Source organism: Caballeronia glathei, assembly GCF_000698595.1.
GTDB lineage: Bacteria > Pseudomonadota > Gammaproteobacteria > Burkholderiales > Burkholderiaceae > Caballeronia > Caballeronia glathei.
The window spans coordinates 310,666-337,033 of sequence record NZ_JFHC01000001.1 but is presented as its reverse complement, the minus strand read 5'-3'; the positions used below and the strand labels follow the sequence as shown (position 1 = coordinate 337,033).

Annotated in this window: 24 protein-coding genes; 16 read left to right on the top strand and 8 right to left on the bottom strand. The window is 65.3% G+C overall.

The genetic code is table 11. From position 1 onward, the window contains the following. The first annotated feature begins 12 nt into the window (after positions 1 to 12). On the top strand, positions 13 to 1,020 hold the full coding sequence (gene lipA, locus BG61_RS01570) for a lipoyl synthase (protein ID WP_035941421.1): 1,008 nt from the start codon (positions 13 to 15) through the stop codon (positions 1,018 to 1,020). 75 nt (positions 1,021 to 1,095) lie between these two features. On the opposite strand, the gene BG61_RS01565 is transcribed toward lipA, so the two are convergent. Then, positions 1,096 to 1,992, bottom strand: coding sequence for a glycosyltransferase family 9 protein (locus BG61_RS01565; protein WP_035941420.1), 897 nt, complete (start codon positions 1,990 to 1,992; stop codon positions 1,096 to 1,098). Between the two features lie 555 nt (positions 1,993 to 2,547). Between BG61_RS01565 and BG61_RS01560 the strand changes: the two genes are divergently transcribed. From BG61_RS01560 to BG61_RS01550, 3 genes are read left to right on the top strand one after another with little or no spacing between them, the layout of a single operon-like run. Then, a complete protein-coding gene (locus BG61_RS01560) occupies positions 2,548 to 3,834 on the top strand; it encodes a dicarboxylate/amino acid:cation symporter (protein ID WP_174479698.1) in 1,287 nt (428 codons plus the stop codon). A gap of 23 nt (positions 3,835 to 3,857) precedes the next feature. Beyond that, positions 3,858 to 5,828: a sensor histidine kinase gene (locus BG61_RS01555; RefSeq protein ID WP_035941418.1), complete on the top strand. Its 1,971-nt coding sequence runs from the start codon at positions 3,858 to 3,860 to the stop codon at positions 5,826 to 5,828. Between the two features lie 23 nt (positions 5,829 to 5,851). Further along, entirely contained in the window at positions 5,852 to 7,192 is a 1,341-nt protein-coding gene (locus tag BG61_RS01550) for a sigma-54-dependent transcriptional regulator (protein WP_035941417.1), read from the top strand. A gap of 79 nt (positions 7,193 to 7,271) precedes the next feature. On the opposite strand, the gene BG61_RS01545 is transcribed toward BG61_RS01550, so the two are convergent. Then, positions 7,272 to 7,808, bottom strand: a complete 537-nt coding sequence (locus BG61_RS01545) for a peroxiredoxin family protein (protein ID WP_035941416.1) — start codon at positions 7,806 to 7,808, stop codon at positions 7,272 to 7,274. Between the two features lie 226 nt (positions 7,809 to 8,034). Between BG61_RS01545 and BG61_RS01540 the strand changes: the two genes are divergently transcribed. Continuing rightward, a complete protein-coding gene (locus tag BG61_RS01540) occupies positions 8,035 to 8,553 on the top strand; it encodes a hypothetical protein (protein ID WP_035941415.1) in 519 nt (172 codons plus the stop codon). A 356-nt stretch (positions 8,554 to 8,909) separates the two neighbouring features. Here BG61_RS01540 and BG61_RS01535 read toward each other — a convergent pair whose 3' ends face one another. Both BG61_RS01535 and BG61_RS01530 read right to left on the bottom strand, forming a co-directional pair. Next, a complete protein-coding gene (locus tag BG61_RS01535; protein WP_035941414.1) occupies positions 8,910 to 10,460 on the bottom strand; it encodes a YifB family Mg chelatase-like AAA ATPase in 1,551 nt (516 codons plus the stop codon). Between the two features lie 109 nt (positions 10,461 to 10,569). After that, a complete protein-coding gene (locus tag BG61_RS01530; protein ID WP_035941540.1) occupies positions 10,570 to 10,830 on the bottom strand; it encodes an accessory factor UbiK family protein in 261 nt (86 codons plus the stop codon). 423 nt (positions 10,831 to 11,253) lie between these two features. Here BG61_RS01530 and BG61_RS01525 point away from each other — a divergent pair, with 423 nt between their 5' ends. The 7 genes from BG61_RS01525 (at position 11,254) to ptsP (ending at position 18,839) form a co-directional block, all read left to right on the top strand. Then, on the top strand, positions 11,254 to 11,592 hold the full coding sequence (locus tag BG61_RS01525; protein WP_035941413.1) for a P-II family nitrogen regulator: 339 nt from the start codon (positions 11,254 to 11,256) through the stop codon (positions 11,590 to 11,592). Positions 11,593 to 11,623: 31 nt separating this feature from the next. After that, positions 11,624 to 13,114, top strand: a complete 1,491-nt coding sequence (locus tag BG61_RS01520; protein ID WP_035941411.1) for an ammonium transporter — start codon at positions 11,624 to 11,626, stop codon at positions 13,112 to 13,114. Positions 13,115 to 13,419: 305 nt separating this feature from the next. Continuing rightward, positions 13,420 to 14,709 carry a glutamate--cysteine ligase gene (gshA, locus tag BG61_RS01515; protein WP_035941409.1) on the top strand — a complete coding sequence of 430 codons (1,290 nt, stop codon included), beginning with the start codon at positions 13,420 to 13,422 and terminating at the stop codon, positions 14,707 to 14,709. An 88-nt stretch (positions 14,710 to 14,797) separates the two neighbouring features. After that, positions 14,798 to 15,754: a glutathione synthase gene (gshB, locus tag BG61_RS01510; protein WP_035941407.1), complete on the top strand. Its 957-nt coding sequence runs from the start codon at positions 14,798 to 14,800 to the stop codon at positions 15,752 to 15,754. A gap of 286 nt (positions 15,755 to 16,040) precedes the next feature. Continuing rightward, a complete protein-coding gene (locus tag BG61_RS01505) occupies positions 16,041 to 16,529 on the top strand; it encodes a PTS sugar transporter subunit IIA (RefSeq protein ID WP_035941539.1) in 489 nt (162 codons plus the stop codon). 39 nt (positions 16,530 to 16,568) lie between these two features. After that, entirely contained in the window at positions 16,569 to 16,838 is a 270-nt protein-coding gene (locus tag BG61_RS01500; protein WP_035941406.1) for an HPr family phosphocarrier protein, read from the top strand. A gap of 240 nt (positions 16,839 to 17,078) precedes the next feature. Then, positions 17,079 to 18,839, top strand: coding sequence for a phosphoenolpyruvate--protein phosphotransferase (gene ptsP / locus BG61_RS01495; protein ID WP_174479697.1), 1,761 nt, complete (start codon positions 17,079 to 17,081; stop codon positions 18,837 to 18,839). On the opposite strand, the gene BG61_RS01490 is transcribed toward ptsP, so the two are convergent. The 4 genes from BG61_RS01490 to gpmA all read right to left on the bottom strand — a co-directional run bounded on the left by BG61_RS01490 (position 18,788) and on the right by gpmA (position 23,867). Then, positions 18,788 to 20,068, bottom strand: a complete 1,281-nt coding sequence (locus BG61_RS01490) for an autotransporter strand-loop-strand O-heptosyltransferase (protein ID WP_051672203.1) — start codon at positions 20,066 to 20,068, stop codon at positions 18,788 to 18,790. The genes ptsP and BG61_RS01490 overlap by 52 nt on opposite strands. A 137-nt stretch (positions 20,069 to 20,205) precedes the next feature. Continuing rightward, entirely contained in the window at positions 20,206 to 20,964 is a 759-nt protein-coding gene (locus BG61_RS01485) for a HesA/MoeB/ThiF family protein (protein WP_035941536.1), read from the bottom strand. A gap of 157 nt (positions 20,965 to 21,121) precedes the next feature. Next, on the bottom strand, positions 21,122 to 22,693 hold the full coding sequence (locus tag BG61_RS01480; protein WP_035941403.1) for a S41 family peptidase: 1,572 nt from the start codon (positions 22,691 to 22,693) through the stop codon (positions 21,122 to 21,124). Between the two features lie 427 nt (positions 22,694 to 23,120). Next, the gene (gpmA, locus tag BG61_RS01475; protein ID WP_035941401.1) at positions 23,121 to 23,867 is read right to left on the bottom strand and encodes a 2,3-diphosphoglycerate-dependent phosphoglycerate mutase; all 747 of its coding nucleotides are present in this window, start codon (positions 23,865 to 23,867) and stop codon (positions 23,121 to 23,123) included. Between the two features lie 179 nt (positions 23,868 to 24,046). Here gpmA and BG61_RS01470 point away from each other — a divergent pair, with 179 nt between their 5' ends. The 4 genes from BG61_RS01470 to BG61_RS01455 all read left to right on the top strand — a co-directional run bounded on the left by BG61_RS01470 (position 24,047) and on the right by BG61_RS01455 (position 26,328). Continuing rightward, complete coding sequence (locus tag BG61_RS01470) at positions 24,047 to 24,472, top strand: rhodanese-like domain-containing protein (RefSeq protein ID WP_035941399.1); 426 nt, start codon at positions 24,047 to 24,049, stop codon at positions 24,470 to 24,472. Next, the gene (gene grxC, locus BG61_RS01465) at positions 24,469 to 24,732 is read left to right on the top strand and encodes a glutaredoxin 3 (RefSeq protein WP_035941397.1); all 264 of its coding nucleotides are present in this window, start codon (positions 24,469 to 24,471) and stop codon (positions 24,730 to 24,732) included. Before BG61_RS01470 ends, grxC begins: the two co-directional genes overlap by 4 nt. A 95-nt stretch (positions 24,733 to 24,827) precedes the next feature. Beyond that, positions 24,828 to 25,298, top strand: a complete 471-nt coding sequence (secB, locus tag BG61_RS01460; protein ID WP_035941394.1) for a protein-export chaperone SecB — start codon at positions 24,828 to 24,830, stop codon at positions 25,296 to 25,298. A 31-nt stretch (positions 25,299 to 25,329) separates the two neighbouring features. Then, a complete protein-coding gene (locus BG61_RS01455) occupies positions 25,330 to 26,328 on the top strand; it encodes an NAD(P)H-dependent glycerol-3-phosphate dehydrogenase (RefSeq protein ID WP_035941393.1) in 999 nt (332 codons plus the stop codon). Positions 26,329 to 26,368 lie beyond the last annotated feature (40 nt).

Genomic DNA, 26,368 nt, shown 5'->3' with positions numbered 1-26,368 from the left:
TGGATCGACCGAATGACTGACGCAACCGGAAATCTGGCTGGCGACCTCGCTGCCCCCGCTTCGGCGCCCAACGCCGCCGCCTACGACGCCACCGCCAAGCAGAAAGCGCAGGCCAAGACGGCGCGCATTCCGATCAAGATCGTCCCGATCGAGAAGCTGAAGAAACCCGACTGGATTCGCGTGAAAGCCGCAACCGGCAGCTCGCGCTTCTACGAGATCAAGCAGATTCTGCGCGAGCACAACCTGCATACGGTGTGTGAGGAAGCGAGCTGCCCGAACATCGGCGAATGTTTCGGCAAGGGCACCGCGACGTTCATGATCATGGGCGACAAGTGCACCCGCCGCTGCCCGTTCTGCGACGTGGGCCACGGCCGTCCCGATCCGCTGGACGCCGACGAGCCGCTGAATCTCGCGCGCACCATCGGCGCGCTCAAGCTGAAGTACGTGGTGATCACGAGCGTCGACCGCGACGACCTGCGCGACGGCGGCGCGGCGCACTTCGTCGAATGCATCCGGCAGGTGCGCGAGCATTCGCCGCAAACGCGCATCGAAATCCTGACGCCGGATTTCCGCGGGCGCCTCGATCGCGCGATCGGCATTCTCACCGCCGCGCCGCCCGACGTGATGAATCACAATCTCGAAACGGTGCCGCGTCTGTACAAGGAAGCGCGCCCCGGGTCGGATTATCACCACTCGCTCAAGCTGCTGAAGGACTTCAAGGCGCTGCATCCCGAAGTCGCGACGAAATCGGGCCTGATGGTCGGTCTCGGCGAGACCGAAGAGGAAATCCTTCAGGTGATGCGCGATCTGCGCGCGCACGACGTCGACATGCTGACGATCGGGCAGTATCTCCAGCCGTCGGAGCACCATCTGCCGGTGCGCGCCTACGTGCATCCCGATACGTTCAGGATGTACGAGGAAGAAGCGTACAAGATGGGTTTCACGCACGCGGCCGTCGGCGCGATGGTGCGCTCGAGCTACCACGCCGATCAGCAGGCGCACGACGCGGGCGTCGTCTGAGCGAATTCGTGATCATGCAATAAAAAAAACCACGGCGACGTGGGTTTTTTTTTGTTGCCCCTGCCGCCTGGCCGTTCAGCGGACGGCGGCCTGCAACTCGTCGAAGGCTCGCAGCACCCGCGACACCGGTAAAAAGCGCTGCCACAGCAGGTCCTTCGCGATTTTGCCGGGCAGGATCGGCAAGGGCAGCACGGCGCGGCTCGAAGTCCAGCCCGGCCGCCAGCGCCGGGCGATCTTGTTGCGCACCATCAGCGAGATCGCCGGCACGCCGACGTTCGACGCCAGGTGCGCGAGCCCCGAGTCGTTTCCGATGAACCACGCGGATTCGTGGATCCACGCCGCCACCTCGTTCAGCGAGCCGAACGTGCGCACCGGCAGGCCGTGCTGCTGCAGATGCGCCCAGTCCGCGCGCTCGGGCGGCGCGACGATCACCTCCGGCTCGAAGCCGCTCGCGCGCAGCTGCAGCGCCAGCGTGAGGAACCGCTCGGGCAGCCACATTTTCCGCTGCAGGCTCGCGGTCGGATGGATCACGACCCGCTTCGAGTGCGAGCGGTGCCGCAGATGAGCAGGCGCGGTCAGGCCGTTGTCGGGCACGACGTCAGTCAGGCCCAGATCCACGCGGCAGACCTCCACGTGAATGTCCACCATCGTCTTGACCTGCCGGAACGTCGGCCACTCGTCCATGACGAGTACATTGCGATGCCAGTCGCGCACGCCGTCGACGACATTGCGCGGATACGCGTGCAGAAGCACGTCGAAGCCGCCGAACAGGTCGCGGGCCTGTTCCGGCTTGACCGTCGGATGCACTTCGAACGCCGGAAACCAGTCCTTCAGCGCGTGGATGTAGTCGCCGAACACCACTACGCGGTGGCCGTTTCGAGCGAGATTGTTGACGACGATCATCGCGAGCAGCGAGTCGCCGAGACACTGCGACATCTGGAAAGCGACGGTCTGGCCAGGGATAAGGCGCATAGATGCTCCATAGGGAGGACGGTTTCGTCCGTTTGGTGAAGGCTCCCTATTTGTCCTTCGGCCCTCGATGAGGGCGGGCTCGATTATGTCAGTTGCGGGTCGCTCGTTCCACCGCCGCGATGCGGCGGGTCGTTGCAGGAACTCATGCGCACAACCGTTCGTTTTCCCGCAAAACCACGTCAGCAAAGGCTCTCAGGGAAAACCCGAGGCTCGTCCGGAACCTCGGACGGCACTTTTCGGGAATTCCGGAATCCCGGATCGCGGCCGGTCGAAGGGTCCCAAAAGGCCTTGTAAATCAAGGCTTCGGGCGTTTGTCGAGCTGGCATCGACCTTGCAATAAGAAAGCGTGGCCGAAAGGCCCTCATAAAAGTCAAGGAGACAAGCGATGCACACCATTCCCTCGCGGTGCTTTTGAATCCGTCGTCGTAGCGGCCTGGCTGCTGCTCGCGGCGCGTTCCTTCGTGCACCCGCACCGACGTCCTACGCGCCCCTCGCGCTTCTAGCGGCTCGCCACTGGCTTACCTTTCGCCAACAGCCTGAAATTTGCCTGGAACCATCGTGAAGAAACCATTCTATAAAGTCCTCTACGTGCAGGTGCTGATCGCCATTGCTGTCGGTATCGCGCTCGGACACTTCTATCCCGCCCTCGCCACCGACATGAAGCCCCTCGGCGACGGCTTCATCAAGCTCATCAAGATGGTGATCGGGCCGATCATCTTCTGTACTGTCGTGACCGGCATCGCCGGCATGGAAGACATGAAGAAGGTCGGGCGCGTCGGCGGCAAGGCGCTCCTCTATTTCGAGATCGTCTCGACGTTCGCGCTCGTGCTCGGCCTGGCGGCGACGCACATCCTGAAGCCGGGTGTCGGCTTCAACGTCGATCCCGCGACGCTCGACGGCAAGGCGGTCGCCTCCTACGCGGCGAAGGCGCACGGCCAGACGACGGTCGATTTCCTGATGCACATCATCCCGGACACGCTCGTGTCGGCGTTCGCGCAGGGTGAAATCCTGCAGATCCTGCTGATCGCGCTCCTGTTCGGCTCCGTGCTGGCGCACCTCGGCGACAAGGCACGCGTGGTGACGACGTTCATCGACGGCCTCTCGCACATCCTGTTCGGCATCGTGCGCATCATCACGAAGCTGGCGCCGATCGGCGCGTTCGGCGCGATGGCGTTCACCATCGGCAAGTACGGCATCGGCTCGCTCGTGCCGATGCTCAAGCTGATCGGCACGTTCTACCTCACGTCGATCGTGTTCGTGGTGGTGGTGCTCGGCCTGATCGCGCGCGCGGTCGGCTTCAACATCCTGCGCTTCATCGCTTACATCAAGGAAGAGATGCTGATCGTGCTCGGCACGAGCTCGTCGGAAGCGGCGCTCCCGCAACTGATGCAGAAGCTGGAAAAGCTCGGCTGCTCGCGCTCGGTGGTGGGTCTCGTGGTGCCGACCGGCTATTCGTTCAACCTCGACGGCACCAACATCTACATGACGATGGCGGTGCTCTTCATCGCGCAGGCGACCAACACCGACCTCACGTGGACGCAGCAGCTGACGCTGCTCGCGGTGACGATGCTGACCTCGAAGGGCGCAAGCGGCGTGACCGGCGCGGGCTTCATCACGCTCGCCGCGACGCTCGCCGTCGTGCCGACCATTCCGCTCTCGGGGATGGTGCTGATTCTCGGCATCGACCGCTTCATGAGCGAATGCCGCGCGCTGACGAACATCGTCGGTAACGGCGTGGCGACGGTGGTCGTGTCGGCGTGGGAGGGCGAACTCGATCGCGACAAGCTGCGCGAGGGGCTGCGTCACGGCGCGGTCGATACGGAAGCCGAGACGGTCAGCTAACCCGCTCACCGGACGATACGGCCATGAACGCGGCGAAGCATCGGGCAACGGATGCTTCGCCGCGGCCGTTCATGCGCGGCGCCTATGACACAATTGCGGATCCCAGCTCCCCGGAATCCGCCCACGTGACGCGACGCCTCCTCGTGATCCTTGCGCTCGCCGCCGCGCTTGCGGCCGCCTGCGCGCTCACGTGGAACATCGCGTGGCAGCGGGGTATCGACGACCTGCGGCGCAACGCCGCCGCGCGCGTCGACCGCACGACGAACACGCTGAAAAGCACGCTCGACCGCTACGAATACCTGCCGTACCTGCTTTCGCGCCATCCCTTCGTGCAGGAGGTGCTGGCCGATCCGAACAAGCGCAACGCCGACCGGGCGAACCGCTATCTGGACGACCTGAACCGCCACGCCCGCGCGACGGTCAGCTACATCATCCGCGCGAACGGCGTGTGCGTCGCCGCGAGCAACTGGCGCGCGACGGACAGCTTCGTCGGTTCGGAATACCGGTTCAGGCCATATTTCATCGATGCCGTGAAAGGCGGCACCGGACGTTTCTTCGGCCTCGGCACGGTCTCGCGCGAGCCGGGGTACTACATCTCGCAGCCGGTCTATCGCGAGGGCACGCGCGAGGTGATCGGCGTGGCGGTGGTGAAGCTCAACCTCGAATGGCTGCAGGCCGCGGACGCGGCCGAGCCGCTCATCGTCGCCGACGACCACGGCGTGATCTTCCTGTCGTCGGTGCCCGCCTGGAAATATCACACGGTGCGGCCGCTGCCACAGAACATCGAGGCGTCCGTTTTCGCGACGCGCCAGTACGCGCAGCAAACCATCACGCCGCTGCCGATGACCGTCGTCAAGACGCTCGAAGGCGACGCGCAGATCGTGCGCATCGGCGGCGGGCGCGATGCGCCGAGCTATCTGGCGACGCGCCGCTCGATCGGCGAGCCCGACTGGCAACTGATCACGATGGCGCCGCTCGATCCCGTGGAAAGCGCCGCGCGCACGGCGACAATCGTCACGGCGCTCGTGTTCGTGCTGCTGTGTCTCTTTGCGTTCTACTGGCGCATGCGCCGCTCGCGCGTGCGCGAGATGATCCGCGGCCGCGAGATGCTGCAAACCGCCTACGCCGAGCTGAACCAGCGGGTCGCCGAGCGCACGTCCGACCTGTCAGAGGCCAACGCGCAACTGACGAAGGAAGTCAGCGAGCGCACGCGCGCCGAGCAGGACCTGCGCGCCGCCCACGACGAACTCGTCCAGGCGAGCAAGCTCGCCGCGCTCGGCCAGATGGCGGCGGGCATCACACACGAGCTGAACCAGCCGCTCGCCGCGCTGCGCAGCTTCTCCGACAACACGCGCGTGCTGATCGAACGCGGCGATCAGACGGCCGCGCGGGAAAATCTCGAAGCGATCGCGTCGCTCACCGAGCGCATGGGCAAGATCACCAACCAGCTGAAACTGTTCGTCGCGAAGGCGCGCCCGCGCAACGCGCGCACCGACGTGTCGCGCGCGCTGCGCAACGTGCTCGCCATGCTGCGGCCGCGCATGCAGGACGTCGCGCTCGACGTGGCGCCCGAGCTCGCAAGCGAGACCTCGCCCGTGTACGTGCGCTGCGAGGACCTGCGGCTCGAACAGGTGCTGATCAACCTGATCGGCAATGCGCTCGACGCGGTTGTCGCGTGCGACGCGCCGCGCATCTCGATTCTGTTCGCCCCACGCGACGACCGCGTCGAGCTCGTCGTGCGCGACAACGGCCCGGGCATTCCCGCGGACGTCCTGCCGCGCCTCTTCGAGCCGTTTTTCACGACGAAGGAAATGGGGCACGGCCTGGGGCTCGGACTCGCGATCTCGTCGGCGATCGCGCGCGACTACGGCGGCACGCTCGTCGCGCGCAATCTGGCGGCGGCGCTCGAAGTCGACGGTCCCGAAGGCGGCACGCAGGCCGACGCGGATCGCTCGCACGGTGCAGAATTCGTGTTGACGCTGCCGCGCGCGTGAACGATTTGTGAGGAAGCACCGGAATGACTAATGGCCTGCAGGTCATCTTTATCGAAGACGACGAGCTCGTGCGGCGCGCGAGCGTCCAGAGCCTGCAACTCGCGGGTTTCGAGGTGGCCGGGCACGGCAGCGTCGAAACGGCGGCTCGCGCGATCGACGCGGGCTTTCCCGGCGTGATCGTGAGCGACATCCGGCTGCCGGGCGCGAGCGGCCTCGACCTGCTCGCCCAGTGCCGCGAACGGGCGCCCGAGGTGCCGGTCATCCTCGTCACCGGTCACGGCGACATTTCGATGGCCGTGCAGGCGATGCGCGACGGCGCCTACGATTTCATCGAAAAGCCGTTCGCCTCCGAGCGGCTGATCGAGGCGGTGCGCCGGGCGCTCGAGCGCCGCAAGCTCGTGCTCGAAAACCAGGCGCTGCGGCGCGAACTCGCGGGGCAGAGCAGCGTCGCGCCGCGCATCATCGGGCGCAGTCCGGCGATCGAGCAGGTGCGCCGGCTGATCGCGAACGTGGCGCCGACCGACGCGTCCGTGCTCATCAACGGCGACACCGGCGCCGGCAAGGAACTGATCGCGCGCAGTCTGCACGACCTGTCGCCGCGGCGGGACAAGCCGTTCATCGCGGTGAACTGCGGCGCGCTGCCGGAGCAGATGTTCGAATCCGAAATGTTCGGCTACGAGGCCGGCGCGTTCACCGGCGCGCAGAAGCGGCGGGTGGGCAAGCTCGAACACGCGTCGGGCGGAACGCTCTTTCTCGATGAAATCGAGAGCATGCCGCTTTCGCTGCAGGTGAAACTGCTGCGCGTGCTTCAGGACGGCGTTCTGGAGCGGCTCGGCTCGAACCAGCCGATTCGCGCGAATTGCCGCGTCGTCGCGGCGGCGAAGGGCGACATGGCGGAACACGTCGCGGACGGCACATTCCGGCGCGACCTGCTCTACCGGCTGAACGTCGTGACGATCACGCTGCCGCCTCTCGCCGAGCGCCGCGAGGACATCGTGCCCCTTTTCGAGCATTTCCTGCTCGATGCCGCCGTGCGCTACGAGCGCCCCGCGCCGATGCTGACCGACCGCCAGCGGGCCGAGCTCATGCAGCGTGACTGGCCCGGCAACGTGCGCGAATTGCGCAACGCGGCCGACCGGATGGTGCTCGGCGTGATCGACGACGCGGCCGTCCCGCTCGACGCCGCGACACTGTCGCTGAAGGAGCGCACCGAGCAGTTCGAGCGCGCGGTGATCGCGGAGGCGCTGGAGCAGTCGGGCGGCGTGGTGGCGGCGGCGGCCGACCGGCTGCAGCTCGGCAAGGCGACGCTCTACGAGAAGATCAAGCGGTACGGGATCGCCGTAAAAGGCGAGGGGGACAAATGAGGGCGGCTTGCCATGCGCCAAATGAAAAACCCGCCGGACGTCGTCGCGGCGGGTTTTTTTATCGGTACGCGGTGCGCTTTCAGGCCGCGTTCAGCGCCTTCTCGAGCAGCGCATCGAGTTCCGAGAAGCTCGGCTCGCCGACATAGCGCTTGAGAATCTTCCCGTTCCTGTCGATGACGAACGTGGTCGGCGTCAGCTGGACGTTGCCGAACTGCTTGGCGGCGCTGCCGTCGTCCATCGCGACCTTGAACGGCAGATTGCGCGTCTGCGCGTAGTTGGTGACGTACATCGGTGCGTCGTAGCTCATCGCCACCGCGACGAACTCGAGGCCGCGGCCCTTGAAGCGGTTGTACGTGTTGATCATCTCCGGCATTTCCTTCATGCAGGTTTCGCAGTTCGTCGCCCAGAAATTGACGAGGTACACCTTGCCTTTCAGGTCGCCGGACGTGGAAATCTTCTGCCCGGAGAGCAGCGTGAACGTGGCGTCGGGCGCGCGTTGCTGGCCGCCGAACGCAAAGTAGCCGGTGCAGGCGATCACGGCCGCAATGACCGCCATCACGATGTAACGCAACGGGCTCTTGCCTCGCGACGGCGAGTCTTGAGTGGCTTGGGACATGAGAAACCTCTTGGAACCGGGAGCGTGCGCGCGTGCCTGCACGGATGGCAACAGAATAGACTCGTATTCTAGCGCCAATCGGAAAACGCAGTCGTGCTGCGGGTTAAGCTCAGTATGCCCTGCGATAATGACGGTTTCAGCCGTCATTTCCGTCATGAATCGCGCTTTTTCCCGCTTCACCATCCGCACTCGGCGCACCGCCCGTCACACGAAACCCTTTCGAACGATGCTTTGCGCCCTCGCCGCGGGCGCGTCGCTTCTCGCGTGCACGCCGGCCTACGACTGGCGCACGATCATGAACAATGACGACGGCTACGAGGTCACGCTGCCCGCCAAGCCGCGCTCGGACGAACGCGAAATCCAGATCGCCGGCCAGCCGATGAAGATGAAAATGCAGATCGCCGAAGCCGGCGACGCCGTTTTCGCGGTGGGGACCGTCGTTTTGCCGAGCGCCGATCCGGCCCTGCAACGCGCCGCGCTCGACTTTCTGGAAGAGGGGCTCGCGCGGAACGTGAATGCGCCGCTTGCCCCGCGCGCGACCCAGATCGACCTCGCCGCCGGCGGGCGCGTGCCGGGCAGCGAAATCAACGTGAACGGCGCGAGCGGCGAAAAACACGAGACGCGCAGCATTCATGCGCGCTTCGTCGCGCAAGGCGTCCACGTCTATCAACTCGCGATCGTCGCGAGCAAGGCGCCCCCGCAAGAACAGGCCGACCAGTTCTTTACGTCCTTCAAACTTTATTAGAGCAACCCGTCGAATTTCTGAGGAACTTCGGCGGGAATGCGCTCAGACCGCCGCTCCAAACTGAAAGTTCCGCCGCAGCTTTCGGTGCTAATCCTCGGATTTAACGGGCTTTTTTTGTCTGTCCACAGAGCCTGTGGATAACTTTGTGGAAAAGAGTGTGCGCTACCGCGCAAATGACCGGCTGGTGCGGCCCCTCTTACTTTGCACGTAATCTCGGCAATTTAAATATTTCAATAAAATCAATGGCGTGGAGAAACGTGTGAAATTTGGTCTTTGATCGTACGAAAACGCGGCCAAAAGCGCCTGAATGTGCATAAGTCAAGTCTTGACAAGCGTATTTTGCACTTGTCTTACCATCAGGTGACCGCCAGGGCACGCCGGTACTGCACGGCCTCGGCAACGTGCGCGGCGCCCGGAATCTCGGCGCCGTCGAGGTCGGCGACCGTGCGCGTCACCTTGAGCACGCGATAGTACGCACGCGCGGACCAGCCGAACCGCTCGCCGGCCTCGCGCAGCAGTGTTTCGCCGGCGGCGTCCGGGCGGCAGACGGCGTCGGCTTCCCTGCCGTCCAGTTCGCGGTTGGTCTTGCCCTGTCGCTGCAACTGCCGCTCGCGTGCGTCGGCCACACGGCGCGCCACCGGCGCGCTCGCCTCGCCCCGCGTCGCGCTTCGCGCCGACAGTTCCGCAGGCGAGAGCGCGGGCAACTCGATCTGAATGTCGATGCGATCGACGAGCGGCCCGGAAAGCTTGCGCAGATAGCGCGCCGCGATCTCCGGCGTGCAGCGGCAGCGGCCGCCCGGATCGCCGCGCCATCCGCAGGGGCAGGGGTTCATCGCGGCGACCAGCTGGCACGCCGCAGGAAAATCCGCCTGCTGGGCGGCGCGCGAAATCGTGATGCGGCCCGCTTCGAGCGGCTCGCGCAGCGTTTCCAGCACCTTGCGGTCGAACTCAGGCAGTTCGTCCAGAAAGAGCACGCCCAGGTGGGCGAGCGTAATTTCGCCGGGCTGCGGCGGATTGCGTCCGCCCACGAGCGCAACCGAACTCGACGAATGATGCGGCGCCCGAAACGGCCGCTGGCGCCACTGTCCGGGCGAGAAACCGAGCGAACTCGCCGACAGGATCGCGGCCGACGTGAGCGCTTCGTCGTCGGTCATGGGCGGGAGGAGCCCCGGCAGGCGCGCGGCGAGCATCGACTTGCCCGCGCCCGGCGGCCCGACCATCAGGAGGTGATGCCCGCCCGCCGCCGCGACTTCGAGCGCGCGGCGCGCGCCCGGATGGCCGATAACATCGGCCAGGTCGGGAAGCGGCGCGAGCGCGGCGGCGTCCGGCAGCGCCGGCGCCCGCACCGGCGCGAGGTGGCCGTCAGCGGAGCCGGCGAGGTGAGCGCAGAGCGCTGGCAGATCGGCGGCGCCGAACACGTCGACGCCCGGGACCAGCGCCGCCTCGGCCGCGCTCGCGAGCGGAAGGTAGATCTCGGGCGGGCGGCGCCCGTGCGCCGGCGCCGACGCGAACTGCCGCGCGGCGCCGCATACCATCGCGAACGCGCCGCGCATCGGCCGCAGCGCGCCCGTGAGCGACAACTCGCCCGCGAATTCGCGGTCATTCAGCGAGTCGGCGGGAATCTGGCCGCTTGCCGCGAGGATGCCGAGTGCAATGGGCAGGTCGAAGCGGCCGGACTCCTTCGGGAGATCGGCGGGTGCGAGATTGACGGTAATTCTGCGAACGGGAAAGTCGAAACCGCAGTTCTGAAGCGCGGCGCGTACGCGCTCGCGGCTTTCGCGGACTTCGAGGTCGGGCAGGCCGACGATGGAAAAGGAGGGCAATCCATTGGCGAGGTGGACTTCCGCCACCACCTCGGGCGCGCGCCCAGGCGCGGGCGCGCGGCTGCGTACCACGGCAAGCGACATGATTTCCCCTCATTGCCGCGCCTTTCTGATCCGGCGCGGGCTTGTTCGACTAAGACTTCACGGCTCGCCTGGCCGAGGTTCGCTCCGGGCTCTACTCAATTCATGGCAATCAGTCCTGCGACGCTCCTCCAGCCGTGAGCCGCGCTTCGAGCTGCGCGACGCGCTGCTCGAGCTCTTCCAGGCGTGCGCGGGTGCGCACGAGAACCTGGGTCTGCGTGTCGAATTCCTCGCGCGTGACGAGATCGAGCTTGGAAAAACCCTGCGACAGCATCGCCTTCATGTTGCGCTCGACGTCTTTCGCCGGCGAGTTCTTGAGCAGTTCGCTCATCTTGTGCTGCAAATCGTTGAATACATCGTTCGGCTGTTTCATGATTTCTTCCTTGATGCACAAAAAAAGTGCATTCGTTGTTAGGTCAGTGCCCCGGTTCGATGAATGACCGAACTTGGTGCATGGACGAACCGCCTCGAATCAGCCGATCGCGACCGCGCGCCGCGCTCCCTCCGAGCCCCCTTTCGCCAGACCTTGCGAGCACTCTAGCAACGAACCACGCAGCGCGCCAGCACGTCACGGCCGCGTTGGCCATCCGGCCGATCCCTTTGCCCGCCGTTACCCGAAATCTCGCTTTGCCCTGTAAACACTCGCATGGCATACGAGTTGCATAAGTGGCGCGGGCCTTTCCTGCGCGCTTCTTTGGGCGGCTTGGCAGGGCGGGGCGACGCGGCGCGCGGACATCCAGAAAGACGCCGCCCGCGAAGGCATCGAGGGATCAGGGCACACCACAGCGAGGCACACATGAAGCTCATTACCGCAATCATCAAGCCGTTCAAGCTAGACGAGGCGCGCGAAGCGCTGTCGGCGATCGGCGTCTCGGGCATCACCGTGACCGAGGTGAAAGGTTTCGGCCGTCAGAAAGGACACACCGAGCTGTACCGCGGCGCGGAATACGTGGTCGATTTTCTGCCGAAGGTAAAGATCGAGGCGGCCGTCTCCGACGATATCGTCGACCAGGCGATCGAAGCGGTCGAACGCGCGGCCCGCACGGGCAAGATCGGTGACGGCAAGATTTTCGTCACTCCCATTGAACAGGTCGTCCGTATCCGCACCGGCGAGACCGGCGCAGACGCTCTCTAAGAAGAAACAGGCGATAAGAGGAAACACAAGAATGCGCAAATTATTCATGTCCTTGTTGATGGCGGGGTCGCTGATGGGCGTCAGTGTCGGCGCCGCTCTGGCCCAGGACGCGTCCGCACCGGCCGCTGCTTCGGCCCCCGCGTCCGATGCCACGGCAGCCGCAAGCGCACCCGACACCGCGTCTCCCGTCAGCGCGACCACGGCGGCCGACGCTGCGTCGGCCGCTCCGGCCGCGTCCGGCGCCGACGCCGCCTCCGATGCCGCGCCCGCCGCACCCACCGCGCCGTTCTCGATCGACTCGTCGAAGATCAGCTCCGGCGACACCGCCTGGATGCTCACCTCCACCGCACTCGTGCTGTTCATGACGATCCCGGGCCTCGCGCTCTTCTACGCGGGCATGGTGCGCAAGAAGAACGTGCTCGCCACCGCGATGCAGAGCTTCGCGATCTGCTGCCTCGTCACGATCATCTGGACGGTCGTCGGCTACAGCATCTCGTTCACGCCCGGCGGTTCGTTCATCGGCGGCTTCTCGCGCGTGTTCCTGCACGGCATGGACTACGTCAAGGGCGACAAGGCCACGACGCTGACCGTCAGCCACCTCGCGCAGACGATTCCGGAATCGGTCTACTTCGTCTACCAGATGACGTTCGCGATCATCACCCCGGCGCTCATTACCGGTGCATTCGCCGACCGGATGAAGTTTTCGGCGATGCTCGTGTTCATGACGCTGTGGTCGCTGATCGTCTACTCGCCGATCGCGCACATGGTCTGGGAACCGACCGGCTGGCTGGCGTCGGCAGGCGTGCTCGACTTCGCGGGCGGCACGGTGGTGCACATCAACGCCGGTATCGCGGGTCTCGTGTGCTGTCTGGTGCTCGGCAAGCGCGTCGGCTACGGCCGTGAAGTGATGGCGCCGCACAACCTCGTGCTCTCGCTGATCGGTGCCGCGATGCTGTGGGTGGGCTGGTTCGGCTTCAACGCGGGTTCCGCGCTGGCCGCCGACGGCCGTGCCGGCTTCGCGATGATGACTACGCAGATCGCCACCGCATTCGCCGCGTTCGGCTGGATGTTCGCGGAGTGGATTGCGAAGGGCAAGCCTTCGGTGCTCGGCATCATTTCGGGCGCGGTCGCGGGTCTCGTGGCGATCACGCCGGCGGCGGGCTTCGTCGGCGTGACGGGCGCGATCGTGATCGGCATCGTGGCGGGCGTGGTCTGCTTCTGGTCGGCGACCTGGCTCAAGCACAAGTTCAACTACGACGACTCGCTCGACGCGTTCGGCGTGCACGGCATCGGCGGGATCGTCGGTGCGCTCCTGACCGGCGTGTTCGCGGTGAAGGACATCGGCGGCTTCGACGGCAGCGTTCTGCTGCAGGCGAAGGGCGTGCTCGTCACGCTGGTCTACAGCGGCGTCGTGAGCTTCATCCTGCTCAAGGTCATCGACATGGTCATGGGTCTGCGTGTCTCTGAAGAAGACGAACGCGAAGGGCTCGACGTCACGCTGCATGGCGAACACGTCGAATAAGGTCTTGCCGGGAACCGGGGCGGCGCGGGAGGCCGTCCCTTTTCCGGGAAAGCGCAAGCAACCGGTAAGCATGGAAAGCAGCAGCGGCTCGACATGAGCGCAGCGACTTTGCCCGCCTGAGACCCAGGCGGGCATTTTTTTCACCTTTTTTCGATTTGACGAAGACCGGACTATCGCGGCCATAGCAAAATTTGAGGGCGCGAACCTGCGGCGACGGCCCGGGAAACCTTGGGAAACGGCGGTTGATCCCCAAGTAGGCAAAGCATTTGCTCTACAATCTTTCCTCTCAAGTCCGCGAGAAATCAATGGTTCCGCATTTAGTCACGGCGTTAAACGGCCCGCTGCTCGACCTGGAGCGGAAGATCCTCGACGCCACGCCGGCCATCGAACGCTGGTTCCGCCTGGAATGGCAGGAACACACGCCGCCCTTCTATTGCTCGGTGGATCTGCGCAATGCGGGGTTCAAACTCGCGCCCGTCGATACGAACCTGTTTCCCGGCGGCTTCAACAATCTGCCGCAGGAAGTGCTGCCGCTCGCCGTGCAGGCTGCGATGGCGTCGATCGAAAAGATCTGCCCGGACGCGAAAAACCTGCTCGTGATCCCGGAGCGCCACACCCGCAATGCGTTCTACCTCGAAAACGTCGCGCGGCTCGCCACGATCATGCGTCAGGCGGGCCTGCACGTGCGTTTCGGCACGCTCGACGAGAACATCCACGGCCCGGTGACGATTGCGCTCGCGGACGGCCAGAAAATCGTGCTGGAGCCGCTCGAGCGCACGCCGCGCCGTCTCGGACTGAAGAATTTCGATCCCTGCTCGATCCTGCTGAACAACGATCTGTCGGCGGGCATCCCGCCCGTGCTGGAGAACCTGCACGAGCAGTACGTGCTGCCGCCGCTGCACGCCGGCTGGGCCGTGCGCCGCAAGTCGACGCACTTTTCCTGCTACGACGACGTCGCGAAGAAGTTCTCGAAGCTCGTCGAAATCGATCCGTGGATGATCAATCCGTACTTCGCGCACGTGGAGGGCGTCGATTACGAGGCGCGCACCGGCGAGGAGGCGCTCACCGAGGCGATCGACGGCGTGCTGAAGAAAATTGCGAAGAAGTATCGCGAGTACGGCATCAGCGAGCGGCCGTACGTGGTCATCAAGGCCGACGCCGGCACCTACGGCAAGGGCGTGATGACGCTGCACGACGCGTCGGAACTCGCCACGCTCACGAAGCGCGAGCGCGCGAAGATGAACGACGCCAAGGACGGCCTGCAGGTTCACGACGTGATCGTGCAGGAAGGCGTGCATACGTTCGAGCGCATCGAAAACAGCGTGGCCGAGCCGGTCGTGTACATGATCGACCGGTATGTGGTCGGCGGCTTCTATCGCGTGCACGATTCGCGCGAGCGGGACCAGAACCTCAACGCGCCCGGCATGCATTTCGTGCCGCTCGGTTTCGAGCACACGGCGCTGCCCGATACCCACGCGAAGCCCGGGGCGGCGCCGCCGAACCGCTTCTATATGTACGGCGTGGTGGCGCGGCTCGGATTGCTCGCGGCGTCGGTGGAACTCGAACGGACCGATCCCGAAGCGATCCAGGTGTGAATTTGCGCGCCCGCGAGCGCCCCGCCCGTGCGGGTGCGCGCCGCCCCGGCACCGACCAACCAAGGCCGCACGGCCACTGTGAAACCCTATGGATATCCTTTTTATCGCCGATCCGCTCGATCGCTTCAAGATCTACAAGGACACGACCTACGCGATGATGGCCGAAGCCGCGCGCCGCGGCCACGTGCTCTACGCCTGCGAGCCGCAGCATCTCGCGTGGGCCGGCAGCGCGGTCGAGGCGAGCGTGCGGCGCATTACGATCGTCGGCGACGAGTCGAACAGCGACCGCTCGCCGTGGTACGCGGCCGAGCAGCCGGAACACCTGCCGCTCACGTTCTTCGGCGCCGTGCTGATGCGCAAGGACCCGCCGTTCGACCTGGAATACGTGAATTCGACGTGGCTTCTGGAAATGGCCGAGCGCGCGGGCGCGCGCGTCTTCAACAAGCCGCAGGCCATCCGCGATCACTCGGAGAAGCTGGCGATCGCCGAATGGCCGCAATACGTCGCGTCGACGCTCGTCACGCGGGACGCGGCGCGTCTGCGCGCGTTCCACGCGGAGCACGGCGACGTGATCCTGAAGCCGCTCGACGGCATGGGCGGCATGGGCGTGTTCCGCGTGAAGGCAGACGGCATGAACCTCGGTTCGATCGTCGAAATGCTGAGCGAGAACGGCGCGCGCTCGGTGATGGCGCAGAAGTTCATCCCGCAGATCACCGACGGCGACAAGCGCATTCTGCTGATCGGCGGCCAGCCGGTGCCGTATTCGCTCGCGCGGATTCCGCAGGGCAACGAAGTGCGCGGCAACCTGGCGGCGGGCGGTCTCGGCCGCGCGCAGCCGCTGTCGGCGCGCGATCGCGAGATCGCGGAAACGCTCGGGCCCGAACTGTTCTCGCGCGGGCTGCTGCTGGTCGGGCTGGACGCCATCGGCGACTATCTCACCGAGGTCAACGTGACGAGCCCGACGTGCTTCCGCGAGATCATGGATCAGACCGGTTTCGATGTCGCCGGCATGTTCATCGACGCGCTGGAGCGCGCGGCGTCGTGAGTGGCGCGCGCGCGACGGCCGCGCCGGACCGGACTGTTACAATCTGCCCGTCAACGGGATTACGTTTTGGGGCTCGATCACCGGCATCCCACCGGGAGCTTAAAGCCACGATTAAGGATCGTGGCGCAACCTGCCGTTAAGGACGCCGTAAGCGGCTTTCACGGAAGGCGACTAAGCTTGAGGGTATGCACCCGTGCGCCACCGAATCGATGTCCCGGTCGCCGTTTTTCAGGCGTATTTCGATGTTCTCCGACGGTTTTCGTCGTTTTGGGGCAGCAACTCTGACATGGCTGGCATTCTGATCATTGCGCACGCACCGTTCGCTTCGGCTCTACGCGAGTGCGTCGCTCACATTTACGGCGGCTTGCCCGCCAGGATCGGCGTCATCGACGTGATGCCGGATTGCGATCCCGTCGAAGTCCGCGCGTTCGCGCGCTCGGAAATCGACCGTCTGAAGGAAGACAACGGCGCGATCGTGCTCACCGACGTGTTCGGCGCCACGCCGGCGAACATCGCGGCAAGTCTCGCGGACGACCACGTGCGCGTGCTCGCGGGCGTCAACCTGCCGATGCTCGTGCGCGCCGTCTGCTACCGCGCGACGCCGCTCACCACGCTCACCGAAAAGATCCTGCAGGGCGGATCGAAAGGCATTCAGGAACTCGATTCGTCCACGCCGATGAACCCGTGCGCGCTGTCCACGTCCGCGCCGGGCACGGCGGACCCGGCCTCGGCCGCGAGTGCGGATCTCGTTTCGGCGAAGGCGGCGAGCCACTGACGGCGACCCATTTCATTCACATTGCGCTCGCGGAGCATCATGCTGCAACAGGAAACAACAATCGTGAACAAGCTGGGGCTGCATGCGCGCGCTTCGGCCAAGCTCACACAACTGGCGGGAAACTATCAGTGCGAGATCTGGATGAGCCGCAACGGCCGCCGGATCAACGCGAAAAGCATCATGGGGGTGATGATGCTCGCGGCGGGCATCGGCAGCACGGTGACGATCGAAACCGAAGGCTCCGACGAAGCCGAAGCCATGCAGGCCATTCTCGCGATGATTGCGGACAAATTTGGCGAAGGACAATGAGGGGATCGTCGTCCGAGCAGAAGCAATGAAAGCCGCGCACGACGCGGCTTTTTGTTTGCCTTGCGCCCGGCCTTGATATGGCCGTCACGGGGACGTGGTCTGATCGGGGGCAAGCGGGATCGTGCTTGCTGCGCCGCACCGGGCTTCGGCAGACAATCGAATTTATAATGATCGGCGCGGTACGAGCGCCGGCCGCGGGCTTGAGAGACCGCGGGACCATCACAACTAGAGGAGGTGCGCGTGTCCTTCACGCTGCATGGAATTCCCGTCTCACGCGGTATCGCCATCGGGCGTGCTTACCTGATCGCGCCCGCTGCACTCGACGTAGACCACTACCTGATCGAACCTGACCGGATCGACGCGGAAATCGATCGCTTTCACGCGGCGCAGGAGGCCGTGCACGCCGAGCTCGACGCCCTGCGCGACGACCTCGCCGCCGACGCCCCGAGCGAAATGGGCGCGTTCATCAACGTCCATTCCATGATCCTGAACGACGCGATGCTCGTGCAGGAGACCATCGACCTCGTCCGCACGCGCCGCTACAACGTGGAGTGGGCGCTCACGGAGCAGCTCGAAATCCTGAGCCGCCATTTCGACGACATCGAGGACGAATATCTGCGCGAGCGCAAGGCGGACATCGAGCAGGTCGTCGAGCGGGTGCTGAAGGCGCTGGCGGGGGCGCCGTCGACGGCGACGCTCGTCGTGCACAGCGCGGCCACCAACGGCCACAACGAGATGATCGTCGTCGCGCACGACATCGCGCCCGCCGACATGCTCCAGTTCAAGACGCAGGCGTTCAAGGGCTTCGTGACGGACCTCGGCGGGCGCACGTCGCATACGGCGATCGTCGCGCGCAGCCTCGGCATTCCGGCGTCGGTGGGCGTGCAGCAGGCGAGCGCGCTGATCCGGCAGAACGATCTGATCATTGTCGACGGCGATCACGGCATCGTGATCGTCGATCCGGCGCCGATCGTGCTGGAGGAATATTCGTACCGGCAGAGCGAAAAGGTCCTGGAGCAGCGCAAGCTCCAGCGCCTCAAGTTCTCTCCCACGCAGACGCTCGACGGCACGAAGATCGAGTTGTGCGCAAACATCGAGCTGCCGGATGACGCGCAGGTTGCGGTCGAGGCGGGCGCGATGGGCGTCGGGCTCTTTCGCACCGAATTTCTCTTCATGAACCACAAGCATCAGCTGCCCGAGGAGGAGGAGCAGTTCGAGGCCTACCGGCGCGCGATCGAGCTGATGAACGGCAAGCCGGTGACGATCCGCACGATCGACGTCGGCGCGGACAAGCCGCTCGAATCGATGAGCGGCGGCGACGGCTACGAGACCGCGCCGAATCCCGCGCTCGGCCTGCGCGCGATCCGCTGGAGCCTGTCCGAGCCGCAGATGTTCATGACGCAGCTGCGCGCGATTCTGCGGGCGTCGGCGTTCGGCCCGACCAAGATCCTGATTCCGATGCTCGCGCACGCGCAGGAGATCGACCAGACGCTCGACCTGATCCAGGAAGCGAAGCGCCAGCTCGACGACGCGGGCATCGCCTACGATCCGAACGTGCAGATCGGCGCGATGATCGAGATTCCGGCGGCGGCGATCGCCGTGCGCCTGTTCCTCAAGCGGCTCGACTTCCTGTCGATCGGAACGAACGACCTGATCCAGTACACGCTCGCCATCGATCGCGCGGATAACGCCGTCGCGCATCTGTACGATCCGCTGCATCCGGCGGTGCTGAACCTGATCGCCTTCACGCTGCGCGAGGCGAAGCGGGCGGGCGTGCCGGTGTCGGTGTGCGGGGAAATGGCCGGCGACCCGACCGTCACGCGGCTGCTGCTCGGGCTCGGCCTCACCGAGTTCTCGATGCACCCGAGCCAGTTGCTCGTCGTGAAGCAGGAAATTCTGCGCTCGAATCTGAAGGCGTTCGAGCGGCCCGTCGCGGACGTGCTTGCTGCCTACGAGCCCGCGGAGTTGTCGGCGGCGCTCGCGCTGCTGCAGAAGGCGTAGGGAGCCAGGCGGTTTCGGCGAGCCCAGCGCTCGTCGATCAGCCGGTGCACGTTCGCGATCACGTGCTCCGGCGAAATCGCCCACGTGCACTGGAAGCGCTGCGGCTGGTCGTGGCGGCGCGGGCACCACAGGAAATCGCGGGCGTCGAATTGCGTCGTGGTGTCGTTGAAACAGCTGTTGCACGCGTGAAAATTGATCACCCGGTAGGGCGTCCTGAATTCCGTCTGCGGATGCGAAAAGCCGCTGATCATCACGACCGGCGTTCCGACCGCCCAGGCGAGCCACGACAGGCCGCTCCCGAGACCGATGAAGAAATCCGCGTGCAGGAGCAGGCTCGCGCGCGCCTGAAGCGGATGGTCGCCGGTGAAGTCCTCGCAGCCTGGCGGCATCGTGTTGATGTGATCGCCCAGGCCGTATTCGCGGTGACGGTCGATGCAGAGCACGCGATAGCCCAGTTCCTTCAGATGCGCGATCAGCGTCGGCCAGCCGCGCGGATTGTTCCAGTATTTGCATTGCGCGGTCGCCTGCGTCGCGATGCAGACGTAGCGCTCGCGGATGCGGCGCTCCGTATCCGCGACGACGAGTTTCGGGCGCCGCTCCGCGCACGGCACGCCGAGCATGTACGACACGCTGTCCTGCATGCTGCTCACGCGCGGGTCGGTCGGCTGATGGTCGCGGTCGGTGTAGGGCGAAAACAGGCCGAGGTAGTAGGTGGCGTAGAACGGTTCTTCGAGTGGCTCGGCCGTTTCCTGCGTCACGAAGCGGATATGCGGGTAGCCGGCCGCGAAAAGCGGCTGCAGATGCTCCGCGAGGTACAGATACAGCTCGCAGCCGTGCTGCGCCCTGAACGCATCGACGACCGGCACCCACGCGAGCGAATCCCCGAGAGCCATCGTGGACGGGCGCACGAGGATGGGCTTGTTGCGGGCGTTGTAGGCGTGGGAGAACACGAGCCGGTCGCCGTCCAGGACATCCAGCTGGAAGCGAACGAAATACTTGCGGCGGCTCGTGACGACGACGCCCGCTTCCACCGGCTCGTCGAAGAGCAGGCTGTGCGTATCGAGATCGACCATCCGCACCCGCCAGCCGTCGACGGGAACGCGCACGCGGCAGCCGTAGTTGAAGTCGTAAAGAATGCCTTCGGGGCCGGTGAACACCGGCAGGCCCGGCCGCGCGAACGCGCTTTCGGTCAGGCCGCGCTGCGCTCTGGTGGGAGTGATGCCGCTCATTTGAATTCCGGTTCGATGGCGCCCGCGCTGAAACTGCAGGCCGCCGAGGTGGGGCGCAAACTGAAGCGCCCACCTTAATGCGACGCCCGGCTCATCGAAATGAGAGAACTCTTAAATTTGAGATGACTTCTTCGTGTTCAGGCAGCGTGCCGTGAACCGCATACCGGACACGCCGGCTGGCGCGCGATGCGCATCGTGTTCCACTCCATGCGCAGCGAATCGAGCATCATCAGCCGGCCTTCGAGCGTCTGCCCGAAGCCGCCGATCACGCGCAGCGCCTCGGCGGCCTGCATTGCGCCGATGATGCCGACGGTCGGCGCGAAAACGCCCATCGTCGAGCACGCGACTTCCTCGAACGGCTGATCCGGCGGGAACACGCACGCGTAGCAGGGCGATTGCGGCGAGCGGAAATCGAACGTGCTGATCTGCCCGTCGAAGCGCAGTGCGGCGCCGGACACGAGCGGCACGCCGTGCGCGACGCAGGCCGTGTTGATCATGTGGCGCGTGGCGAAATTGTCGGTGCAGTCGAGCACGACGGTCATGCGCGGCACGTTTTCGTCGAGCCATGCGCCGTCGACGCGCTGTTCCACCGCGTGGACCCTGACGCCCGGATTGAGGGCGCCGAGCGCATCACGTCCCGATTCGACCTTCGGCCTGCCGACCGACGCAGTCACGTGGAGGAGCTGGCGCTGAAGATTGGTGAGATCGACGGTATCGGCGTCGACCAGCGTGATTTCCCCGACGCCCGACGCCGCCAGATACATCGCCGCCGGCGAGCCGAGCCCGCCCGCGCCGACGACGAGCACATGCGCGTCGAGAAAGCGCTGCTGCGCCTCGATGCCGATTTCGTCGACGAGAATGTGGCGGGAATAGCGGAGGAGTTGTTCGTCGTTCATCGAGCGGTGCTTCAACGTGGCTTCGACGGGAACGCCGGCGTGCGGCGCGATTGAAAGGGTTATTTTAATCGCGCGCCGCTCGAGGGGGCGCAAAGAAGCGCACAGGGGCGCAAGGCGGGCTTCGCGGCGCGTGGCCGCGAAGCCGTTTCGGCGGAAGTTACTTCGTTTGCGCCGTCGGCGACGAAGCGGGCGCCGCACCGGAGGCCGGCGTGGAGCCCGGCAGCGCCGGCTTGACCGCGACCGGCGCCGACGCCGAACGCGGCGGCTTGTTCAGCGCCAGCTTGCGCTCGCTGATCGACTTCGATTCCACGACCGGCTTGCCTTCCAGCTGGTTCAGTGCCTGCTGGAGCATGAAGTCGTCGGAGCTGCCGAACTCCACCGGCTTGCGTTCGCGGTCCTTGCGGCGCTGCTCCGGCGTCTTCTTGTCGTTCTGCTCTTCGAGCAGGCGCAACTGTTCGAGACGGTCGGACTCACGCTGCTCCTGTTCCTTCTTCTCGTTCGGATCCTGCGTGTTCGCGAGGTGGTTCGAGTAGTCGACTTCACGCGTGACGAGCGCGTCGTCCGGATCGCCGTCCGCGTACTGGTCGACCGGCACGTCGGGGCGCACGCCCTGATTCTGGATCGACTTGCCGCTGGGCGTGTAGTAATAGGCCGTCGTCAGGCGCAGCGCGGTATCGGCCGTCATCGGACGGACGGTCTGCACCGAGCCCTTGCCGAACGTCGTCTTGCCGACGATCAGCGCGCGGTGATGATCCTGCAGCGCACCCGCCACGATCTCCGACGCCGACGCCGAGTAGGCGTTCGTCAGCACGACGATCGGCACCTTCTTGAAGATTTCCGGGACGTTCTTCAGCGGATCCTGGTCGAAGGACGGCAGGCGGTAGTTGTCGTAGGTGTCGCGGAAAGTCTGCTTCGCGTCCGCGATTTGCCCGTTCGTCGACACGACCACCGAATTTTCCGGCAGGAACGCGCCCGCGACGCCGACCGCGCTTTGCAGCAGGCCGCCGCCGTTATTGCGCAGATCGAGCACGAGGCCCTTCAGGTCGGGCTGCTGGCGCGCCAGATCCTGCAGTTTCGCGGCGAGATCGGGAACGGTGCGTTCCTGGAAGCTCGTAATGCGGACGTAGCCGTAGCCGGGCTCAGGCACCTTCATCTTCACCGACTGCACGCGGATCAGCGCGCGCGTGACGGTGATCGGGAACGTGCGGTCGTCGGTCTTGCGGAAAATGGTGAGCGTCACCTTCGTGCCCGGCTCGCCGCGCATTTGCTTGACGGCCTTGTCGAGCGTCATGCCGCGCACCGGCTTGTCGTTGATGCGCGTAATCAGGTCGCCCGGACGGATGCCGGCGCGAAACGCGGGCGTGTCCTCGATCGGGGAAATCACTTTGATCAGCCCGTCTTCCGACGAAATTTCGATACCCAGGCCCGCAAAACGGCCTTTGGTCTGCTCCTGGAGCTCGTCGTAATCGGTCTTGTCGAGGTAGGACGAGTGCGGGTCGAGGCTCGAAACCATGCCCTTGATGGCGGCGGTAAGGAGTTTCTTGTCGTCGACTGGTTCAACGTATTCGTGTTTGATTTGCCCGAAGACTTCTGCGAATAACCGCAATTGATCGAGCGGCAGAGGCGCGGTGGCGGCTTGCTGGGCGGACGCGGAGAGCTGCAGGGTTGCAAGTGCGCCGGTAGCAAGGCCCGCGGCGATCAGGCCGATGTTTTTCAGGTTCTTTCGCATAGAGTGTTGCGGTCGGAAGCCGATTAGGCTGGATCGTGGTTGACAAACCAGTATACCTGCTCGATCCCGGCCGCGACTTAAACACGACTTAAAGGGGTGAGGGATCGCGCACACGGGCGCGTTTTTCAGGCGGGGCGATTCGTGCGCGCCGCCGCGTCGCCGTGGATCACCGGGTGCGGATTCGCGCGGGTTCCCGCGGGGAAGCGGCTGATCGGGCCGGTCGGGGGCTGTCCGCGGTCAGTCGGGGCGGCGAGCGCGGGTCGTGCGCGTGCGGAACGCCTTAGCAGCGGGCTTGTGCGCGGTGCCGGACCCGCGTCGGGCGGGGCCTGTCGCCAGGCGCGTCAGCCGCAAGCGCGGGCCTTCGACGAGCGTTCCAGGCGGCCGGAAACACCGTGCGGAAATTCTTTCCGGCCGCCTGGCGCGGGCTTCAGCCCGCCTTGCCCTGGCTCGCCACGGCGGCCTGCGCAGCCGCGATCGCTTCCTGGTCGCCGAGGTAGTAGTGCTTGATCGGCTTCAGGTCCTGGTCGAGTTCATAGACGAGCGGCACGCCGTTCGGAATGTTCAGGCCGACGATGTCGCTGTCCGAAATATTGTCCAGATACTTGACGAGCGCGCGCATCGAGTTGCCGTGCGCCGAGATCAGCACGCGCTTGCCCGACTTGATGGCGGGCGCAATCGATTCGTTCCAGATCGGCATGACGCGCGCGACGGTGTCCTTCAGGCACTCGGTGAGCGGCAACTGCTCGCGCGGCACCCTCGCGTAGCGCGGATCGTCGAACGACGTGCGCTCGTCGTCCGGATCGAGGGCGGGCGGCGGCACGTCGTAGCTGCGGCGCCAGACGAGCACCTGCTCGTCGCCGTATTTCCTGGCCGTTTCGGCCTTGTTCAGCCCGGCGAGCGCGCCGTAGTGACGCTCGTTCAGCCGCCACGAATGCACGACGGGCAGATACATCTCGTCCATTTCGTCCTGCACGTGCCACAGCGTGCGGATTGCGCGCTTGAGCACGGACGTGTAGGCGATGTCGAAGGCGAAACCGGCTTCCTTCAGCAGCACGCCGGCCTGGCGCGCTTCGCGGTTGCCCTGTTCGGTCAGATCGACATCGACCCAGCCCGTGAACCGGTTTTCCTTGTTCCACGTCGATTCGCCGTGGCGGATGAGCACTAGCTTGTACATGATTGATAGGTCGGTTAGTTGGGAAGCGGGGAAAGCGGGAAAGCTCGATTCTGCTCGAAATGGGGTGGCGCGCGCCATCGTCCGAACAGCCGGGGCCATCGCGGCAAATGGTTATTTTATAATGGCCGGATTGTCCTGATTTTTCTTTCTTCCTTTCTCCACTTTCGGCGGCCCTCGACGTGAAGTTTTTCACCGATTACACGAACCTTGTACTCATCGCGACCGCCCTCATCTCCGGTGGGTTGCTCCTCTGGCCGGCGATCACCCGCCGTGGACGCGGCGGCGTGTCGGCCGCCGAGGCCACCACGCTGATCAACCGGCGCAACGCCGTGGTCATCGACCTGCGTCCCGCTGCGGACTATGCGAAAGGTCATCTTCCGTCGGCGCGAAATCTCGAAATGGCCGACCTTCAAGCAAAGATTGGCCAGATCGCGAAGAATAAGGGCAATCCGGTCATTCTCGTGTGCCAGACCGGACAGCAATCGCAGAAGGCGAGCCGCGCCGTGTCCGACGCCGGCTACACCGAAGTCCATGTTCTGCAAGGCGGCTTGGACGCCTGGCAGAAGGCCGGCATGCCGGTCGTGAAACAAGGAGCAGTCAAGTGAACAAGGTAGTCATGTACAGCACGCAAGTGTGCCCGTATTGCCAGATGGCCGAACGTCTTTTAAAGTCGCGCGGGGTCGAGCACATCGAAAAAGTGCTGATCGATCGCGATCCGGCGCGGCGTGAAGAAATGATGACACGCACCGGGCGCCGCACCGTGCCGCAGGTCTATATCGGCGACACGCACGTGGGTGGCTACGACGATCTTTCCGCGCTCGATCGCAAGGGCGGCCTCACGCCGCTCCTCGAAGCGGCGGCCTGAGCAAGTGCGTCCGGCAGCCGTGCCGGACGGGCGGCGCCACAGCCCAACCAACAAGATTGCGGCGCCGTATACCGAAAAATCCAAGGGAATCAACCATGTCTGACGACAACAACCAGCCGTTCTTCAACATCCAGCGCATTTACCTGAAGGACATGTCGCTCGAGCAGCCCAACTCGCCGGCGATCTTTCTCGAACAGGAAATGCCGTCGGTGGAAGTCGAAGTCGACGTGAAGGCCGAGCGCCTCGCGGAAACCGTCTTCGAAGTGCTGGTCACGGGCACGGTCACCGCGAAGGTCGCCGACAAGGTCGCGTTCCTGATCGAAGCCAAGCAGGCAGGCATCTTCGACATCCGCAACATTCCGGCCGAACAGATCGATCCGCTCGTCGGCATCGCCTGCCCGACGATCCTGTTCCCGTACCTGCGCTCGAACATCGCCGACGCGATCACCCGCGCCGGCTTCCCGCCGATCCATCTCGCGGAAATCAACTTCCAGGCGCTCTACGAGCAGCGCCTTTCGCAGCTCGCCGGCGCGCAGGAAGGCGCGGCGAACGGCGCGACGCACTGATTGCGTCGCGCAAAACCAGCCGGAGCCGAGCATGAACGTAGCCATCCTCGGCGCCGGTGCATGGGGCACCGCACTCGCCGGCCATCTGGCCGTGCGGCACGATGCGGTGCTCTGGGCGCGCGACGGCGCGCTCGTCGAATCCCTTTCCAGATCGCTTGAAAACGACCGCTATCTGCCCGGCGTGAAGTTGCCCGCGCAGCTTCGCTTCGACGCGGATCTCGCCGCGGCCTTGCGGCACGCGGCGGCGGACGACGCGCTCTGTGTCGTCGCGACGCCGGTCGCGGGCCTGCGTGCGCTGTGCCGGACCATGCGCGACATCGGTATCGTTCCCGCGAACGTCGTCTGGCTGTGCAAGGGCTTCGAAGCCGACACGCAATGCCTGCCGAACGAGGTGGTCGCGGCCGAACTGCCGCTGCACGCGAGCAACGGAACGCTGTCGGGCCCGAGCTTCGCGCGCGAGGTCGCGCTCGGCTTGCCGGTTGCGCTGACGGTGGCGAGCGGCTCGGCCGTGCTCCTCGAGCGCACGGTCGCGGCCTTTCACCACGGCGCGATGCGCATCTATACCGGCGACGACGTGATCGGCGTCGAAGTGGGCGGCGCGGTGAAGAACGTGCTCGCGATCGCCACCGGCATCTCCGATGGCCTCGGGCTCGGGCTGAACGCGCGTGCCGCGCTGATCACGCGCGGACTCGCGGAAATGTCGCGGCTCGGCGTGGCTTTGGGCGGCCGTGCCGAAACATTTACCGGGCTGACCGGCCTGGGCGACCTGATTCTGACCGCGACGGGCGACCTGTCGCGCAATCGCACGGTCGGCATGCAACTCGCGACTGGCCGTACGCTCAACGACATTCTTTCGGCGCTCGGCCACGTGGCCGAGGGCGTGCGGTGCGCGCGTGCCGTGCTGGCGCTCGCGCAGTCACGCAACATCGACATGCCCATCACGCACGCGGTCTGCCGGGTGCTGTTCGAAGACGTCACGCCGCGCGACGCGGTCCAGGCGCTCCTCAGCCGCGACGCCAAGGCGGAATAGCACGGAGCGCCGTTGCCCGATCAACGCCGGGCCGGGAGGT